15 protein-coding genes are annotated in these 18,263 nt (G+C 65.2%); 7 read left to right on the top strand and 8 right to left on the bottom strand.

The annotated features are described in order from the left end of the window. From B9A23_RS05280 to B9A23_RS05270, 3 genes are all read right to left on the bottom strand, one after another. Positions 1-957, bottom strand: coding sequence for a TauD/TfdA dioxygenase family protein (locus tag B9A23_RS05280; protein WP_084277785.1), 957 nt, complete (start codon positions 955-957; stop codon positions 1-3). Positions 958-1,030: 73 nt separating this feature from the next. Continuing rightward, positions 1,031-3,463 (bottom strand): TonB-dependent receptor, encoded by a 2,433-nt coding sequence (locus B9A23_RS05275; protein WP_176217890.1) that lies wholly within the window; start codon positions 3,461-3,463, stop codon positions 1,031-1,033. Between the two features lie 146 nt (positions 3,464-3,609). Beyond that, positions 3,610-4,377, bottom strand: a complete 768-nt coding sequence (locus tag B9A23_RS05270) for an IclR family transcriptional regulator (protein ID WP_176217889.1) — start codon at positions 4,375-4,377, stop codon at positions 3,610-3,612. Positions 4,378-4,464: 87 nt separating this feature from the next. On the opposite strand from B9A23_RS05270, the gene B9A23_RS05265 reads away from it, so the two are divergent. Both B9A23_RS05265 and B9A23_RS05260 read left to right on the top strand, forming a co-directional pair. Then, positions 4,465-4,872: a nuclear transport factor 2 family protein gene (locus B9A23_RS05265; protein WP_176217888.1), complete on the top strand. Its 408-nt coding sequence runs from the start codon at positions 4,465-4,467 to the stop codon at positions 4,870-4,872. Further along, complete coding sequence (locus B9A23_RS05260; RefSeq protein WP_084277781.1) at positions 4,869-6,245, top strand: spinster family MFS transporter; 1,377 nt, start codon at positions 4,869-4,871, stop codon at positions 6,243-6,245. The genes B9A23_RS05265 and B9A23_RS05260 overlap by 4 nt, the downstream gene beginning before the upstream one ends. On the opposite strand, the gene B9A23_RS05255 is transcribed toward B9A23_RS05260, so the two are convergent. Genes B9A23_RS05255 through B9A23_RS05245 form a run of 3 tightly spaced genes read right to left on the bottom strand, consistent with a single transcriptional unit; the run spans position 6,230 to position 8,842 of the window. Then, on the bottom strand, positions 6,230-6,685 hold the full coding sequence (locus B9A23_RS05255) for a DUF3237 domain-containing protein (protein ID WP_084277780.1): 456 nt from the start codon (positions 6,683-6,685) through the stop codon (positions 6,230-6,232). The genes B9A23_RS05260 and B9A23_RS05255 overlap by 16 nt on opposite strands. Then, positions 6,682-8,355, bottom strand: coding sequence for a CocE/NonD family hydrolase (locus B9A23_RS05250; protein WP_176217887.1), 1,674 nt, complete (start codon positions 8,353-8,355; stop codon positions 6,682-6,684). The genes B9A23_RS05255 and B9A23_RS05250 overlap by 4 nt, the downstream gene beginning before the upstream one ends. Before the next feature lie 4 nt (positions 8,356-8,359). Next, positions 8,360-8,842: a DUF3237 family protein gene (locus tag B9A23_RS05245; RefSeq protein ID WP_084277778.1), complete on the bottom strand. Its 483-nt coding sequence runs from the start codon at positions 8,840-8,842 to the stop codon at positions 8,360-8,362. An 81-nt stretch (positions 8,843-8,923) separates the two neighbouring features. Between B9A23_RS05245 and B9A23_RS05240 the strand changes: the two genes are divergently transcribed. The 5 genes from B9A23_RS05240 (at position 8,924) to B9A23_RS05225 (ending at position 13,906) form a co-directional block, all read left to right on the top strand. After that, complete coding sequence (locus B9A23_RS05240; RefSeq protein ID WP_176217886.1) at positions 8,924-9,379, top strand: MarR family winged helix-turn-helix transcriptional regulator; 456 nt, start codon at positions 8,924-8,926, stop codon at positions 9,377-9,379. 156 nt (positions 9,380-9,535) lie between these two features. Beyond that, positions 9,536-10,276 carry a FadR/GntR family transcriptional regulator gene (locus tag B9A23_RS05235; protein ID WP_254895003.1) on the top strand — a complete coding sequence of 247 codons (741 nt, stop codon included), beginning with the start codon at positions 9,536-9,538 and terminating at the stop codon, positions 10,274-10,276. 150 nt (positions 10,277-10,426) lie between these two features. After that, complete coding sequence (locus B9A23_RS23270) at positions 10,427-11,749, top strand: glycoside hydrolase family 95 protein (protein WP_254895002.1); 1,323 nt, start codon at positions 10,427-10,429, stop codon at positions 11,747-11,749. Positions 11,750-11,765: 16 nt separating this feature from the next. After that, entirely contained in the window at positions 11,766-12,734 is a 969-nt protein-coding gene (locus tag B9A23_RS23265; protein ID WP_254895001.1) for a glycosyl hydrolase family 95 catalytic domain-containing protein, read from the top strand. Between the two features lie 71 nt (positions 12,735-12,805). Then, positions 12,806-13,906, top strand: a complete 1,101-nt coding sequence (locus tag B9A23_RS05225; protein WP_084277775.1) for an AI-2E family transporter — start codon at positions 12,806-12,808, stop codon at positions 13,904-13,906. A 3-nt stretch (positions 13,907-13,909) separates the two neighbouring features. Here B9A23_RS05225 and B9A23_RS05220 read toward each other — a convergent pair whose 3' ends face one another. Further along, positions 13,910-16,498 carry a glycoside hydrolase family 3 C-terminal domain-containing protein gene (locus B9A23_RS05220; RefSeq protein WP_084277774.1) on the bottom strand — a complete coding sequence of 863 codons (2,589 nt, stop codon included), beginning with the start codon at positions 16,496-16,498 and terminating at the stop codon, positions 13,910-13,912. A gap of 130 nt (positions 16,499-16,628) precedes the next feature. Beyond that, complete coding sequence (locus B9A23_RS05215) at positions 16,629-18,191, bottom strand: tryptophan halogenase family protein (RefSeq protein WP_084277773.1); 1,563 nt, start codon at positions 18,189-18,191, stop codon at positions 16,629-16,631. Positions 18,192-18,263: the final 72 nt, after the last annotated feature.

Here is an 18,263-nt window from a genome sequence, read left to right as displayed (position 1 = left end):
TCAGCCAGCCCGCTTCCAGTCTGCCGGCCCCAGCGGACGCTCGCCCATGACGGTGGTCCGGATCAGGTGGCGGCGCTCATAGATGAAGTCGTGCACCCCGCGGTGCAGGGTAAAGCGGTTGTCCCACACTATCAGCGTGTCGCGCTGCCACTTCACCCGGCAGTGATAATGCAACTGCTGCGCCTGGCTCTGGAGGTAATCCAGCAAGGCGCGGCTCTCCTCCTCGGTCCAGCCGACGAAGCGCTTGAAATAGGCAGTGTTGGCAAAGATTGCCCGCCGGCCCGTTTCCGGATGGACCCGCACCGCCGGGTGGATGCTTTCGAGCTGGTCTTCGCTGAAACCGTGCGTCTCGCGCAAGCGCAGGCGCTTTTCCGGCGGCAGGCTCTCGTTCTTGCGCCAGATGTCCTTGCCAGAATAGATGATCTGCAACCCGTCGACGAGCGTGCGCAGGCCTTCTGAAAGGTTCTCGTAGACCAGATAGGCATTCGAGAAAGCCGTATCGCCACCCCACTGCGGACAATCGAGCGCGCGCATGACGATGCATTTGGGCGGCTGCGGCAGGAACGGGCTGTCGGTGTGGAAGTGCTCGAACGAAGGCACGACGTTGACCGGCTCGTCCGCCTCGCGGCGCACTTCCTGCATTTCGCGGTCGCCGTTGTAGGTCGGCGCCTGCGGCAGTTCGGTCAGTTCTCCGAACAGGCGGGAAAAGGACTTGTGCTGGTCCGGGGTCAGGTCCTGGTTGCGGAAGACGATTACCAGGAACTGCTGGAACGCGGCCATGATCTCGGCGGTCGTCTCCGTATCGAGCGGGCGGGACAGATCCACCCCGCCGATCTCGGCGCCGCACGCGCCACTCAGCGGTTCCACGGTGATGCGCCGGAATGCCGGCATCGGCAGTCCGGCCGCCAGCGGTACGCCGGGGGCAGGGCGAAGGGGAGAAACTGGTTGCGTGCCCATGGCGGCGCCTTTCAGGAAACAGGAAGGGTTTCCCCCGGACGGGAGGGGTGTCCGGGGGATGGGGGTTAAGCAATCAGAAGCGCCGCTTGAGCGTCACCGCCCAGGTGCGTGGCTCGGCCGGGGTGCCCTGAACCGAAGCGGTCGAGCCACGGTTGTCGAAAACGTCGGCGTAGTAGAGCTTGTTGGTCAGGTTGCGGCCTTCCAGCGCGATCTCCCAGTCACGGTCCTCGGTGGCATAGGCCAGCCGCGCGTTGACCAGGGTGTAGCCCTTGATCTCGCCGAAGATGTCGCGGCCGCCGCTGACGGCATCGACGTTGTTGGCGTTGCGGTTGAAGCTGTCGATGTGCGAAACATCGACCCGCGGCGTCAGCGTGCCGGCACCGCCGAGGTCCAGCGCGTACTGTGCTGAAAGGCTCCACTGCCAGGGCGAGATATACTGCCCCCGATCCTCGCGGCCGATCCCGGAATTGGCAGCGGCTGCACTGATCGAGTCATACTTGAAGTTGAGATAGGCGAGCGAGGCTTCGATGGTGAAGGCATCGACCGGGCGCAGCGCCAGTTCCGCCTCGAAGCCCTTGATCGTGGCGTTGCCGGCATTGAGCGGCAGCGAACACGGTGCCGCAGGGGCCCCGGTGATCGGGCAGTTGGCCACGGTCACCAGAATGTCGGTGTACTTGTTGATGAACGCCGAAGTGTTCAGCCGCATGCGCCGGTCGAACAGGTCGGTCTTGAAGCCGACTTCGTAGGCCTTCAGCTTTTCGGGATCGTGTGGCAGCGCCTGCTGCGGGAAGAACGGGCGCGGGTTGACGCCGCCACCGCGGAAGCCGGTCGAGAACTGGGCATAGCCCATGATCTCGGGTGTGAAGCGATATTGCACGCCCGCGCGGTAATCGACCCGGCTGCCCGAGAACTTGCCGACCAGACCGTTAAGCGGGGCCAGCGATGGCGGCACCGCCCCGCCCGAAGCCGATCCCGGCACACCGAACCGGCCATAGCGGAAAGACTTGGACTGATCGGTGTAGCGAATGCCGCCAAGGATCGTCAGGTTCTCGATCGGGCTGACATCGGCATTGGCGAAGACGGCCTTGGTGGTTGCCGGGATCGTGTCTTCTTCAAGGAAGGCCAGCGTGGTCAGCGTGATGCGTGCTTCATAGCGGCTGGTCTTGTTGAAATAGTAGCCGCCCACCGTGATGTTGGCGATGTCGCCGACCTTGGCCGAGGCGCGCAGTTCCTGGCTGAACTGGTGGTTGAACACCTTGTTGGCCTGCAGCGACGGATTGAACGGTGATCCATCGCCGGTCGAGTAGATGCCATCGAATTCGCGATAGGCGGTGATCGACGTCAACTGCAGGTTGTCCGAAACGTCAGCCGTCAGCGTGCCCGAAATGCCCCAGGTATTGAGCGCCGCCTTGAGCGGGGCCGACCAGGGCGCCGACCCGTCGCGCGGGGCGGTATCGGTGTAGTTCTCGTAGTTGATGTAGGGGCTGTTGCTGAAGGTATCCTGCGCGAAGTTGCCGAACGGCGAATAGCTGACATAGGGCGAGCCCGTGGCGTTGCCGAAGAGATTGCCGTTGAGGACGTAGGCCGGCAGCGTCGGCGTGGCGAGGCCGTTTAGCACCACGCCCGGCGCGGCTTGGCGACCAACGTAAAGCAGCGTCGATGCCCCCGGCTCGCTGTTGTCGCGCGTAACGTCGACCGCAATGTCTGCCGTGATCATCGAAGACGGCGTCCAGCGCAGCGCAAGCCTGCCCGCGACATAGCTCTTGCCCCCTTCGGTGCCGAGCTTGCAGTCCTTGCCGGTCACCGTGCTCGGGATCGTGCTGCCGGGATGGGTGCAGCGGTAGTCGTAGCGCGTGATGTAGCCGTCCTTGTTGACCGAGGCACCGGAGATGCGCGCGAACAACTGGTCTGGCGCCAGGGTGAAGTTCGCCCCGCCGCGCAGTTCGAGCCGGTTGAACCGCCCGTATGTCGCCGAAACATAGCCGTCGGTATCGGCGCTGGGCTTCTTGGAATAGAGCCGGATCGCGCCACCGATCGAGTTCTGGCCGGCCAGCGTGCCTTGCGGACCGCGCAGGATTTCCACGCGGTCAAGATCGACAAGGTTCAGCAGCGAGCCATGCATGGTCGGCAGGTAGACGTCGTCGATATAAAGCCCGACGCCGGGTTCGAGGGCGAAGTTGGTATCGCGCTGACCCACGCCACGGATATAGGCGACAACCGCCGGGCCGAAGCTGGCCGCGCTCTGCCGCAAGGTCACATTGGGGGCATTTGTGCCAAGGTCCGCAAGGTTGGTCTGCCCGCGCTGCTCCAGCGTCTCGCCGGTCACTGCGGTGATCGCGATTGGCACGTCCTGCAGCTTCTGGCTGCGGAACTGGGCCGTGACGATGATTTCGGCATTGCCTTGCGCAGGCTCGGCCTGCGGGTCCTGTGGCGCGGATTGTGCGATGGCCGGCGAAGCGGCCAAGGCTGCGACGAGGAGCGCTGCCCTTGCCACGGTCGTGCGCATCGATGACTTCGCTGAGCCCATTCCCTCTCTCCCAAACAAGCCTGCATCCTTTGCGGCAGGTCCGGGATCTGATCATGATGTTGATTAATCAACTGTCAAGCGTGTTTCCAGATTGTGAAAGCACATTTCCAGATTGCGGAATTCTCTCAAGCGCCTTGCATGGATGCCAGTTCGGTCAGGTCGCGCGCTACCTTGCCCACGGCACTGGCAAGGTCATCCGCCAGATGGAGCTGGTACCGGCGTGATGGCATGGTCACGCCGACACAGCCGAGGATCTCGCCCTCGGGCCCGAAGATCGGCCCGGCGATCCCGGCGATATCGATCTGCGGATCGTAATAGCGCGATACGCCCTCCGCCCGGATCGACTCCAGCGCGGCATCCAGTTCTGCCCTTTTCGAGCGCGGACGCCCGGTCAGCGGTCCGGCGTTCGACTGGCGGATGATCGCTTCCTGTTCGCCGCGCGGCAGGTAGGCCAGCACTGCACGCCCCAGCGATCCCCACGGCAGCGTGATCTCGCCATCGCGTTCGACGGCATAGCGCAGCGGGTGTGGAGTATGAACGACATCGGCAATGATCGCCTTGCGTGAGACGGGACTGTAAGTGCACAGCACCGCCGTCTCCTGCCATGAATCGACAAGTTGCTGCAGCATCGGCCGTGCGCTGCGAACCAGGTCGAAGCGCGAAACGATCTGCGATGCCATGCGCTGCAATTCACGACCGGGCCGATAGGATTGTCCGGTACCCCGCTCCACCAGTCCGAAACGCAGCATGACCTTGAGCAAGCGGTGCACCGAACTCTGCGGGAGGCCCGCCCTCTCTGCCAGGTCGCCCAGGCCGAAGCGGGCAGGACCGCTGGCGATGAACGGCAGCAGATAGGCCAGGCGCTCGGCAGCTCCCTTCGGTGCTTCAGCCATCCGCATCCCCTTCCCGATATTATTGTTGATCTATCAACACAACTCGTGAATGCTGCAAGTCACGCTGCCTGTCGAGGAAAAATCCGCTTGTCTGCCGTCCCTGATCTTGCCGCCTATGTCGAAGCTTTCAACCGCGGCGATGACGAAGTCTACGGAGCCTTCTACGCACCTGACGTCGTGCTGCGCAATGGCGGCGGCACCGTGCTGGAAGGCCGCGAGGCGATCCTCGATTTCTACGCCAGCGTCCGCCTGCGCCTGCACCGCGTGATGGAATTGCGCGCAGTCCTCGTCGGCCAGGAGTGCCTTGCCGCAGCGCTGGCATCGACATTCACCGCGCTCGAGGATGACGTGCCGCTCGCAGGCGAAGTGCTCGCAACCGGGGACCGCCTCATGCTCGAAAGCATGGCCCTCTACCAGACGGCGGATGGCCGCTTCACCAGCATCGAAGCCACCACGCTGCGCCATGCCGTCAAGCGCAAGGATCCTGCCCAATGAGAGCTACCTACCAGCCGCAGAACGGCACCACGCCAGCCCGGCGGCGCACGCTGATCTTCGTGCTGTTTCTCGCCTCGGTCCTGAACTTTGCCGACCGTTCGGTGTTCTCGGCGCTTGCCCAGACGATCAAGGCCGATCTGCGGCTGACCGACCTGCAGCTCGGCCTGTTGCAGGGCCTCGTCTTTGCTCTGCTTTATGCCATTGCCGGCATGCCCATCGGCCGCCTTGCCGATCGCCTTTCGCGCACCCGCATCATCGCTGCCGCCACTGTCGTCTGGTCAGCGGCCACCGCCGCCACGGGCCTTGCCGCGGGCTTCGTGCAACTCGCCCTCGCCCGGCTGACCGTGGGTCTCGGGGAAGCGGGCTTCACGCCACCGGCAGCCTCCCTGGTGGCAGATGTCGTGCCCCGCGTTCGCCGCGCCTCGACCATGGCCGTGGTCCAGCTCGGCAGCCCGTTCGGCGCCTTTGCCGGAGCAACGCTCGCCGGACTGATTGCCGGCGCCTACAACTGGCGCGTCGCCTTCTTCGCATTTGCCCTGCCCGGTTTCCTCGTTGCCGCAGCACTTGTCTGGCTGGTGGCCGAACCGGCGCGCGGCCAGCAGGACGAACCTGGGAGCCTTTCGCCGCAGATGCCGTCGCTGGGTGAATTCCTGCGCACCGTCCGCCAGTCCCGCGCGCTGCCCTGGGTCATCGCCGGCGGCAGCATCGCCGGGTTCGGCATGACCTCGGTCTCGCAGTTCCTCGCGATGTTCCTGGCGCGCAGCTTCGATCTCGACGTGCGCCAGGCCGCAGCGTCCTTCGGCGCCATCTCGGGTATCTCGCTCAGCATCGGCCTCCTTGCCGGAAGCTTCGGCACCGACCGCCTGCTCCGCCGCGATCCGCGATGGCCGGCATGGGGCGCCGCTGCAGGACTGTGCCTTGCCCCGCCGCTCTACTGGCTGGCCTTCCATGCCGAGAGCCTGCAACTGGCCTTCGCGATTCTGCTCGTGGCCGGCGCGATGCTGTTGGTGTTCTATGGCCCCACCGCCGGCATGATCCAGAACCTCCTTCCGGCGCAGATGCGCAGCAGCGGCGTCGCGCTCTACACGCTGCTCTATACGCTGATCGGCTCTGGCCTCGGGCCGGTCTTCGTCGGAGGCTTGAGCGATCATTTCGCCAGTGCCGCCTATGCCGGCAATTATCTGGTCGATTGCCCTCGCGGACTGCCTGCTCCGGGCGCAGCGGCGGCGATGGTCGAAGCCTGCCACCGCGCCTCGGCCAGCGGCCTGCAGACGGCTTTGTCCTTGGCGGTCGCCGTCCTGCTCATCGCCGCGGCCTGCTTCCTCCAGGCCGCGCGCGGCCTCAAGGAAGCGCCGGTTCAGACCAGCGCGTAATAGCGGAACAGCGAACGGTCCGGCCCGCTGCGCCGCTCGCCCCCGCCGACGATCACCGTGCGGCCGAGCCAGTCGTGCGGCCCCTCCTGCACGCGGAAATAGGGCGTCAGCTTGAAGTACGACGGCTGCGCATTGCCCGGCTGCGCCGGCACCAGATAGCCCATGTTGCGGATGTAGATCATCGGCCCGTCATCGGCCTGCAGCAGGTAGTGGGCATTGAGCTCGATCGTGCCGTCGCCGCGCACCACGGCATAGTCTGCCCCGCTGTGCGGCACGACGCTGCCCTGCAGGCGCGGGCCCGTGATCGTTCCGCCGATGGCAGGGGTGTACCCGTGCTTCGCACCGCCTGGCAGTGGTCCGAATATCTGCCTGTCTGAACCGAAGTGCACCTCGATGTCGAACACGTGCTCAAGCCGGCAATCGGCGAATGTGGGCATCATGCTTGCTGGTCCCTTTCCGGAATGATCGGCACGATCAGGTGCGACGGATGCGCCCCGCCCGTGCGGATGATGTGACGCCCGCGATTGCGCGTGGCCTCGTGCAAGGGGAACGGCAGCATCGCCCCTTCCTCCTTGCGGTAGATATCCGCTCCGGCGATGACCACGCGCAGCGTTTCCCCGGCTGCGAACCGCGTCGAGGATGGCCAGAGCTCGATGGCCACCGGCACGCATTGCCCTGCCACCAGTCGCTCCTCGCGATCATGGGCATGAAGCGGCCGCTCGGGCGTCGATGCTTCGGGCACGGTTGCGCGATGGCTCACCCGCTGCCAGCCAAGCGCCACCGGTCCGTTCTCGAAGAAGGCGTAGAAGGTGAAGCCGACGACCTCGCCAGCCGCATCAAGCTTCTGCAGGGCGACGAACAGGTCTATGTCGTCGCTGCCCTCGGCTTCCACCCACAGATGCAGCGCGGCGTGGCCGGTGATTTCCGTCTTGGCATCGAAGCGCAGGTCGAAGACCACGCGGCCCTCGCACGCGGCATAGCTTGTCACGGCATCGGCAGCGGGCGCCTCCAGCATCGCCCCGCTCGCTGCATCGAGGAAAAGCTTGGCATAGCGGGTGTCTGCAGGCGGAAAAGCCGTCTCTGCCCGCTCCACCTGCACCCCGTGGCGCTCGCGCACCTCCAGCCGCACCGGCGGCCATGCGGCGATCGCTCCGGTCCGGTCGCGCAGGAACTGGTCGAAGAACGCCAACTGCCGCTCGCGGCTTTCGGGCATGTAGTAATGCGCCCACTTCTTCTGCCCGTGCACGTCCAGCCATTTCTGTGCCGAGGACATGCGCTTCCACGCCTCGATCGTCCCGCGCAAGTGCAGCCCTTGGTCCGACCAGCTCGCCACGACATAGGCCGGCTGCACGATCCCCTCGAGATCGAGCGCCTTCGATTGCCAGTAGTCATCGATCAGCGGGTGCGCCTGGACATTGGCCCAGGTGTCTTCGGTTCGGCCCAGCGAGAAGCGTATGTTGTCCGAGGCGCGCGGCACGAAGTTGGTTTCGGGAATGCCGCCATGATAGGCAAATTCGCGATACCAGTCGGAAAAGCCTTCCCATGGATTGATCGCGGCCAGCGCCGGTGGCCGCAGCGGAGCGACGAGGTACTGGATCGCCGCAAGGTAGGACACCCCGGTCATCCCCACGCGCCCGCTGCACCACGCGCGGCCCGCCAGCCATTCGATCGCGTCGGCGCAATCTTCAGCTTCCTGGATGCCGTTGTGGTGAAAGTCCCCGCCCGAAAGCCAGGCCCCGCGTGGATCGACGACGGCCACGGCGAAGCCCTTCGCCCCCCAGAACACCGCGTCCGGCGCCTCGAAGGCGGTCAGGTCGGAAAGCCAGCCGGGGTCCACGCCCGATCGCGGCCAGAACACCTTGTTGGTCAGCGCATGCTTGCCATAAGGTCCCCACGCCAGCAGCACCGGCACGCCCCGCATCGCGCCTTCGGGCCGGTAGATGTCGGCAAGGATTTCCACCCCGTCGCGCAGCGGGATGCGGCAGTTGCGTTCGATCAGCAGGCCGCGTTCTGTCCGCAAGTCATGGTTCGGCGGCGGCAGCGGAGGCTTGTTGGGCGCCGTGTGGGGATCGACGCCGGGCCGCATGATCACCGGATAGCGCACTGCCACAGGCCTATCGCACGACGAAGTAATGGATGCGGTTGGCACCCGGGATTTTTTCGGCCACGCCCACGAAGACGTGGCGCGACATCCAGGCGTGCGGCCCCTCGGGCGCATCGAAGCGCGGCGTCACGCGCATGTAGTAGTCGTCGAAGCCCACCGGCTCGTTGCGGCTCATGCGCTGGGCGATCTCCTCGCTGCGGGCCCAGCGAAAGCCGCGGTTCTCCAAATAGATCACCGCGCCGTCCTCGGCCTCCAGCAGATAGCGCGCATCGAAATCGATGACTCCGCCCGGCCGGGTCAGCGGGAAGTCGCCGCCGGACATGGGGATGACCCTGCCCTTGAGCAGCGGCCCATCGACTTCCCCTTCCGCGGCATAGATCGCCGCCCGCGTCTCGCCCCGCGCCGTTGGCGTGATCCAGTGCGGCTTGGTCAGCGTGATCGAAATGGTGAAGGCGAAATCCAGCGTGGGCTGAAAGGGGTGGGGGCTCGTCATGCTGCGAACCTATGATCGCACATGTTGATCTGTCAACACATACTCTTGCATTCTGCCTTGGGGTTTGGCAGCGCAGGCAGCATGACGCTGCCACCAACCTGGGACCTGTTCGATGAGGCGCACCTGCCGCATCGCATCTTGCTGCTGGCGCGCATGCTCGATCGTGAAACCGCGCGACACCTGCAGGAAGACTTCTCCCTTACGCTTGCCGAATGGCGCGTCCTCGCCTTCGTCTGCTCGGTAGGACCGTCGAGCGCGGCCGACATCGGCTCGGCGTTTGAGGTGGACCGGGCAGAAGTCAGCCGCGCCGTGGCCCGGCTTGAGGCACGCGGCCTCATCCTGCGCGAAACCGCGCCCGACAACCGCAAGAAGATGATCCTCCAGCCAACGCCCCCGGGTCGCGAGACTTTCGAGAAGGCGCGCCTGACGCGCCAGCAGTATTTCGGGACGATCCTGCAGGACCTCGACGGCGATCAGGTCCACGCCCTGAATGAGGGTCTACAACGCATCGCGCGACGGGTGAAAAGCACGGCCTGACAGGTCACTGGCGGCGGGCCCCGCCAAAAGTCAGTGTTCTGTGCCTGCCCGACCCTTGCCGCAGCCCGTGTGCAAAGCGCGGCATCAGACCATCGAACCGCTGGACTTTGTCGAATTTGCGCCCAAATAGGGTGGCAGGGGCGAAAGGATCTTATGGTGTCGCGAAGCAAGGAACAGGGCGGGGACGCGATCGACAGGTCTGACAAATCGTTGCGGCTGCACGGCAGCATCGCGCGCGATCTCGGCATTGCGATCGTCACCGGCAAATATCCCCCCGGCCACGTGCTGACGAGCGAGGTCGATTTTGCCGAACGTAACCACATTTCGCGCACTGCCTATCGCGAAGCCATCCGTATCCTCGCCGCCAAGGGTCTGGTTGAAAGCCGCCCCAAGGCAGGCACCAAGATCACCGATCCTTCGCGCTGGCACATTCTCGATCCCGACGTGCTCGCCTGGACGTTCGAGGGTGAACCCAGCCAGGCCGCGATTGACGACCTGTTCGAACTGCGCCTGATCATCGAACCGGCCGCTGCGGAAATCGCCGCCACCCGCCGTACCGGCGCGCAACTGGCGCAAATGGGCCACGCGCTCGAGGAGATGGCGCGCCACACACTTGCCTCGCCGCTGGGTCAGGCGGCCGACCAGTCGTTCCACACCACGCTGCTCAAGGCCACCGGCAACATGGCCCTGATCTCGCTTGCCAGCACGATCTCGGCGGCGGTGCGCTGGACCACGATCTACAAGCAGCGCAAGCGCAAGCTGCCGCGCGATCCCCTGCCCGATCACCGCGTGCTGTTCGACGCCGTCGCCGATGGCAACGGCCCGGCCGCCCGCGCGGCGATGCAGAACCTGATCGAACTCGCGCTCGCCGATATCGATCCGCCCGCGCGCACCTGAAGCAGGAACTTCCGATTTTCGCTGGACAGTCCGGCATTTAATCATACTTATTATCCGGCAACTTGGCGTTGCCGGATCTGCCACTCGCACGCCGATCCGCGATCCAGAAAAACGCCATCCGACGATGGCGATCGGACTACGGGAAGCAGGATGCCACTTACACGCAGGCAGGCAATCGCGGCAGGGGCTGCTGCTGCCGGACACGGACTTGTCAGACTTCCTGCCAATGCCGCGCCACTCGCGCCCGCTCAGGACATGCTGTGGTATCGCCAGCCTGCCTCGACCTGGACCGAAGCCCTTCCGGTCGGCAATGGCCGGCTCGGCGCCATGGTCTTCGGCGGCACAGCGTCGGAACGTATACAACTGAACGAGGACACGCTGTGGAGCGGCGGCCACTATGATCCGCTCAATCCCAAGGCGAACCCGAACGCCGTCGAGACAATTCGCGACTTGATCGCGCAAAGGCGGTTTGCCGAGGCCGAGGCCATGGCCAACGACTGTCTCATCGCAAGGCCCGCCTCGCAGATGTCCTACCAGACGTTCGGCGACCTCTTCCTCGACATGGTGCAGGCCGACGCGACAACATCCTATCGTCGCGAGCTCGACCTCGATACGGCCATCGCCACGACACGATTTGACATTCCCACCGGCACTATTACTCGCCAAGTGCTAGCGAGCCCCGTGGATCAGGTCATCGCGATCCGTCTTGCGGCCAGCCGGGGTGCCGCGCTCGACTTTGCTGTCCGGTTCGAGACACCGCAGGACGCCACAGTCAGCGCTACCGACGACGCCATCTATGTAAAGGGCCGCAATCGGGCCGATCAGGGTATTCCCGCCGGCTTGGGCCTTGCCGCCAAGATTACCGTGAGCATCGAGGGCGGTAGCGTCAGAACGGAAGGCGCGACGTTAGCGATCAGCGGTGCCGCGCAAGCGACCATTCTCGTCGCGCTCGCGACAAGTCACGCAGGCGATCCTGTCGCCACCGTCGCCCGCCAGATCGCCGCGGCCAGCGCCCAGCCATGGTCCACCTTGCGCAACGCCCACATCGCCGAGCACCGCCGTCTCTACCGCCGCGCTTCGCTGCACCTTGGCCCAGCCAGTCCGCTCCCCACCGATGAGCGCATCAAGGCCAATGTCGCCACCGACGAGCCGGCCCTTGCCGCGCTCTATTTCGCCTACGCCCGCTACCTGCTGATCTGCTCCTCGCGCCCCGGCACCCAGCCTGCAAACCTGCAGGGCATCTGGAATGAGAGCACCAAGCCGCCGTGGGGCTCGAAGTACGATCAACATCAACACCCAGATGAACTACTGGCTGGCCGATCCCGGCAATCTCGGCGAATGCACCGAACCGTTGCTACGCATCGTGCGCGAACTTGCGGTCAGCGGTGCGAAGACCGCCCGCGCCATCTATGGGGCAAGGGGTTGGGTTGCCCACCACAACACCGATCTGTGGCGCGCCTCCAGTCCGATTGACGGTGCAGCCTGGGGCATGTGGCCCCTGGGCGGCGCATGGCTGTGCAATGCGTTGTGGGATCGCTGGGACCACGGCCGCGACCAAGCATGGCTTGCCGCGATCTACCCTCTCATGCGCGGCGCGGCAGAGTTCTTTCTCGATACCCTGCAAACCTCGCCGCAGGGTCTTGTCACCTCGCCCTCGATCTCGCCCGAAAACCGCCACCCCTTTGGCGCTTCAGTCTGCGCCGGCCCTGCCATGGACCGCCAGATCTTGCGCGATCTGTTCGATCGCACCGCCGATGCTGCCACCGTGCTCGGCAAGGATGCCTGTTTCGCCGCGACACTTCGCCAGACCCGCGCCGCGCTCGCACCCGATCGTATCGGCAGGGCCGGGCAATTGCAGGAATGGCTCGAGGACTGGGACGAAGCCGCGCCCGAACAGGATCACCGCCACGTCTCGCACCTCTACGCGCTTTACCCGGGACAGCAGATAGACCCTGATAAGACGCCCGATCTTGCGCGAGCGGCGCAAGTCTCGCTCAACCGCCGCGGCGATGAATCGACCGGATGGGCCACGGCCTGGCGTATCGCGCTCTGGGCGCGGCTGCGCGATGGGGCGCGCGCTCACAAGATCCTGCGCAGCCTGCTCTCGCCCGCCCGCACTTATCCCAACATGTTCGATGCCCACCCACCCTTCCAGATCGACGGCAACTTCGGCGGCAGCACGGCCATGGTCGAGATGCTGATGCAGAGCCGCCAAGGCACGCTCCACCTGCTGCCCGCCCTGCCCAAGGCCTGGGCCAGCGGCTGGGCGCGCGGGCTGGTGGCCCGCGGCGGCGTGGTGGTGGATCTTGACTGGGCTGAGGGTCGCCTCACCCAGGCGCTGCTCAAGCCCATGGAAAGCGGGCAAATTACCGTGCGCGTGGGCGATCAGCGCCGGACGCTGCAGCTTTCCCGGGGCCGGATGATTGCGCTCAAAGGCTCCGATCTGGCGACAGGCTGAAACCACTTGCCGCCACGGGCGTTGCGCTGGCACTTGGATATCTGCGGGTTTGGCCGCAACTCGGGGGAACAATGCTGGAGCGCAACAGGATCGAGAAGGGCGGCTTCGTCCTCTTTCTGGTGATCGTCACCATCGGGCTCACGCTGGTCGTATCGCACTTCATCGGCGCGATGCTCTGGGCTGGCCTGGCAGCGATTATGTTCCATTCGCTGAACGAACGCCTGCTGGAACGCTGGCCGGAAAAGCGCACCCGCGCGGCGACGATGACCTTGCTGATCATCACTTTTGCCGTGATCATCCCGGCCATGCTGATCGGTACCATGGTGGTGGACCAGGCATCCGGCGTGTTCGAACAGATGCGTACCGGCCAGATCAATTTCGCCGCCTACTTCAAGCAGGTCCACGATGCCCTGCCCCTGCGCATCCAGACCATGGCCGAAAACGCCGGCTTCGGCACCTTCGAGCTGGCACAAAGCAAGATTTCCGAAGCGCTGGGCAACAGCGCCAGCCTGATCACGCAGCGCGCGCTTGCCATTGGCGCGAACGCGGCGGCGTTCATGCTGGCCTTCGCCGTGGGTCTCTATGTCACCTTCTTCCTTCTGCGCGATGGCTATGCGCTTGGCCCGCAGATCGTCCGCGCGCTTCCGCTGGAACCTTCAGTCGCCAGCCGCCTTGTTGATCGCTTCGTTGCGGTGGTGCGCGCCACGATCAAGGGATCGGTTCTCGTGGCGCTCGCGCAAGGTGCGCTGGGCGCCATCACCTTCGCCATAGTCGGCCTGCCCGCTTCGTTGCTGTGGGGTGCGCTGATGGCCATCGCCGCGCTGCTGCCCGCGATCGGCCCGGCAATTGTCTGGGGTCCGGTCGCGATCTACCTCTTCGCCACTGGTGCGATCTGGCAGGGTGCCGTGGTGATCGCATCGGGCGTCATGGTCATCGGCCTTGCCGACAACGTGCTGCGCCCGATGCTCGTCGGCCGCGATACCGGCATTCCTGATTGGCTGGTGCTGGTCACCACGCTCGGCGGCATCGAACTGCTCGGCCTTTCGGGCATTGTCGTCGGCCCGGTCGTCGGCGCACTGTTCCTCACCGGCTGGCAAATCCTGACCGAACAGAGGCTCAGTAATCAGGGATTGGCGCTCCGCCCTGCCGAGGGGCAAGGCGAAGCGCCCTGATCCTCACTTTGGCAGGTCGATCACTCGATCAACGCTGAAGGTGGTCTCGGTCCCCGGCAGGCCGCTGTCGGGCTGGCCGCCGCCCAGGTTCAGGCGATAGCTGCCAGCAAACACCTGCCGCACCCCGTCGGGACGCACCGCCGAAAGATCGCGCGGCGAAAGCTCCAGCGTCAACGCCTTGCTCTCGCCCGGCTTCAACGACACGCGTTGCATCCCGCGCAGCGCGACGCGTGGGGCACCCGGCTGCTCGGGGAAGCGCAGGTAAGCCTGCACCACTTCCTCGCCTTCGCGCGCGCCGGTGTTGGTCACTTGCGTCGTCACGCGAATGCCATTGGCCGTATTGCCACCAACCGGCTCGACCTTCGCCGGGCCATAACCGAAGGTCGTGTAGCTCAGGCCATAGCCAAAGCCGTAGACCGGCTTGCCGGTGAAGTAGCGATAGGTCCGCCCCTTCATCGAATAATCGGTAAAGGCGGGCAGGTCCGCCGTGTCCTTGTAGAACGTCAGCGGCAGGCGCCCCGATGGATTGGTCTTGCCCGTCAGCACATTGGCCACGGCAAGCCCGCCGGCCTGCCCCGGGTACCACGCCTCGACCAGCGCATCGGCATTGTCCTTGGCCCATGAAAGGTTGATCGGGCTGCCGTTCATCGTCACCACGACCAGCGGCTTGCCCAACGTGCGCGCCCTGATCAGCAGTTCGCGCTGGTCCATCGGCAGTTCGAGACCGGTCTTGTCGCCACCGTCGAAGCCTTCGATCTTGAGCGGCATTTCCTCGCCTTCGAGGTCCGCGGTCAAGCCGACCACGGCCACCAGCACGTCAGCCTCGGCGGCGCCGCGCGCGAGGTCGCCCCAGGGATCGCGGCTGATGCGTTTCCAGAACAGGCCCGGCCCCGCCGCGCCGCCGCCTTCGATGTCGAAGTGCAGCGGATAGCGCTCGCCCTTCTTCAGTTCGACCTCGACGTACTTGGGCGGCTCGCCCCACAGCGAATAGTGGTCAGACGTGATCACCGGCTTGCCGCCGATCTCGATCGCCCCTTTCACCGCGGTCACGCCCATCTTGTAGAGCCCGCTTTCCGGCGCCACGAAGAAGCCGTCCCACACCACCTTGTGCGCCGGGGTCACCTCTTTCAGCTGCATCGCGCTGCTTTTGAGGTTCGTCTCGATCCGGGTGGCAACGGGTTTTGTGCCGAATGTGCGTTCCCCGCGCGGCTTGTCGGGATCCACCGCGTTGTAATATACCGCCCTCAGCCCCGGCTTGCCATCGGGCGTCAGGAAATTGCCGTCCGTCACCAGATCGCCATCGGTGATCGAGGGCGAGAACGGCACGTAATTCACCTGCGCTCCCGGCATGGCGCGGCGCAGGCCGTCCACCACCGAGATCGGCGGCGCTGAGTTGGCCGAGGAGTAATTGCCGCGCAGCACGCGCGTCGCATCGCCCAGCGGCCCGATCACCGCCACCCGCGCGCCGGGCTTGAGCGGCAGCACGCCGGTGTTCTTCAGCAGGACCAGACTCTTTTCGGCAGAATTCAGAGAAAGGTCCCAGCCTTCCCGCGTGCCCACCGCGCTGACCGGCGTGGCATTGGGCTTGCGCGCGCTCATCCCGCCAAGGTCGCCATTGCGAAAACGTGCCGAGAACAGCCGCACCAGCACGCGATCAAGGTCGCCCTCGGTCAGGTAGCCCGCCTTCAAGGCCGCCTTGTAGCGGTCCGCCAGCCCTTTCGCCTCACCGATCGTGCCGGTGTGGCATTCGTTGTCGACGCCCGCCAGCAGGCCCACCGCCACGCCCGAGGCAGCATCTGGCGCGTACTTGTGGCGGTCATAGATATCAACCACGGCATCGCAGTCGGAAACGACATAGCCCTTGAAGCCCCAGGCTCCGCGCAGCCGGTCCTTGAGCAGCAGGTCGCTGGCACAGGCCGGCTGACCATCGACGCGATTGTAGGCGCACATGATCGACCCGGCCTTGCCTTCGACGATCGCCGCGCGGAACGCCGGAAGGTAGGTGTCTTCCAGGTCATGGCGCGAAACCATGATGTTGTCGGTGTGCCGTGTCGGCTCCGGTCCGGAATGCACGGCAAAATGCTTCGGGCTGGCGATCACGTCGGGCAGATCCGGGTTCGGACCCTGAATGCCCTTCACGTAGGCCACGCCCAGTTGCGCCGTCAGGTACGGGTCCTCGCCATAGGTCTCCTGACCACGGCCCCAGCGTGGATCGCGGAAGATGTTGATGTTGGGCGCCCAGGTGTCGAGCCCGGTGCCGATCTTGCCGAGATGCCCGGTCTGCCGCGCCAGCGTGTGCAGGCCCTGCAGTTCGGTGCTGATCACCCGCGCCACGTCATGGATCAGCGGCGGATCGAAAGTGGCGGCAAGACCGATCGATTGCGGGAAGTTCGTGGTCGGCACCGCCCCGCCTGCCCCATGCAGGCTCTCGGTCCACCAGTTGTAGGCAGGCACGCCAAGGCGCGGGATCGCGGGCGCGACGTTGAGCAGTTGCTCCACCTTCTCGTCGGTGGTCATCTTGGCCACCAGCGATGATGCCAGATTGTCTGCTTCGGCCCGCGGGTCGGCCGCCTGCGCGTGGGCACTGGCCATAGTTAGCGTTACCACACTTACAGAGCCGAGCAGCAGTCGCGCGATTACGCGCGTTGGCAAAGAACTGGCGGTCACGATTTTCCTCTCAGGTATCCCATGCCGGTGCGATGCGGCATGGCTCGTTTGTGGATCAGACGGGCTGCAGACCGTACTTGACGATGCGGTCGATCAGGTCGCGATGCTTGGGCAGTCCGCTCAGCATCCGCGCGGTGATGTCGGCGTTATCGGCCCGCGCCCGCCGCGCCTCGCGCACTTCCGGCTCAAGCGTGCGCGCGGAAACCTCGGTGCGGAAGCCCATGCCATAGAGCACGTACTGGTAGGATGCCGAAGGGAACACCTCATCCACCCGGTCGAACTCCTCGTGCATGTAGGGACCCTGATACTGCCACAGCGCCATCAGCTCCTGCAGCCGTTCGGGGATCGAGGCCGGGTCCATGTTGTCGCGCCAGAACGCGGTATCGCGCCGCTTGCTCAGCACGTAATGCAGCTTGAGGAAGTCGATGATGCGGCCCCAGCGGTACAGCGTCTTCTCGTTGTAGCGCCGCGCCACCACGTCCATCACCTCGCGCACGGGCGGCATCTGGTCGGCGATCATCTTGGCCGAAAGCTCGATCAGCACGATCGCCGAGGCTTCAAGCGGCTCGAGGAAGCCCGCCGCCAGCCCGACGGCCACGCAATTGTTCTTCCAGAAGATCTCGCGGTGGCCCGAGCGGATATCGATCTTGCGCACGGAAAGGCCTTCGGCGGCAGGGCCGACATAGGCGCGCAGTTCCGCCTCGGCATCTTCCCGAGAGATATGGCGGCTCGAATAGACATGCCCGACGCCCCTGCGCGTCGGCAGCCCGATGTCCCAGATCCAGCCCGCTGATTGCGCGGTAGAGATCGTGTGCGTCGCGACCGGCGCTTGCGGGTCGGGATAGGGCACCTGCATGGCAAGCGCGGTGTCGCAGAACAGCACATCGTTGCAGTCCTTGAAGCCCACGCCCAGCGTCTGGCCCAGCAGCAGGCTGCGCATCCCGGTGCAATCAATGAACAGGTCGCCGCTGATCTCGCCTGCCTGTTCGGTTTCGATCGCGCGAATGTCGCCGCTGTCGTCCGGCAGCACTTGCCGCATGTCGGCCAGCACGTGGCGCACGCCCAGCTTCTCGGTGCAGTGGCGCTGCATGAACGGCGCGAACTTTCCGGCATCGAGGTGGTAGGCATAGTTCGCCTGCCCCTCGTACTCGGCATTGACCATGGACTTGGGCGCAAGGTTCTCGTCGCACAGCCGCCCTTGCGGACAGACCGCGTCGCAGAACGTCTCGCCGTTGTCGCCGCCCTCGTTCAGCGTGCCCGCCAGCCAGTGTGGCGCAAGGTTCAGTTGCCCGAAGCGCTGCGGCAGGACCAGGGGGTGGTAATAGGCGTCGTCCTCGGCGCCCGTGGTCCACTTTGCGAACAGCGCGCCCTGCTTGAAGGCGGCATCACATTCGCGGAAGAAATCGGTTTCGGAAATGCCCACGTTCTTCAGCGTCGAACGCAGCGTCGGCCAGGTCCCCTCACCCACGCCGATGATCGGCACGTTGGGGCTTTCGACCAGGGTGACGGAAAAGTCGTGCCCGATCCGGGCCTTGTGCTTTGCGGCAATGATCGCAGCGGTCAGCCATCCAGCCGTTCCGCCACCGACAATCACGACATCGCGCACTGCACGAACCATCCGCGCCACTCTCCGCCTGCGTATTGGCAGCAGTGCCGGGGCATCACACCCCGGCACCACCAGTTTACGTCA

Origin of the sequence: Novosphingobium sp. B1, assembly GCF_900176395.1 — a bacterium.
Lineage (GTDB): Bacteria > Pseudomonadota > Alphaproteobacteria > Sphingomonadales > Sphingomonadaceae > Novosphingobium.
The sequence above is the reverse complement of the archived record's forward strand: the minus strand, read 5'-3'. Positions and strand labels throughout refer to the sequence as shown.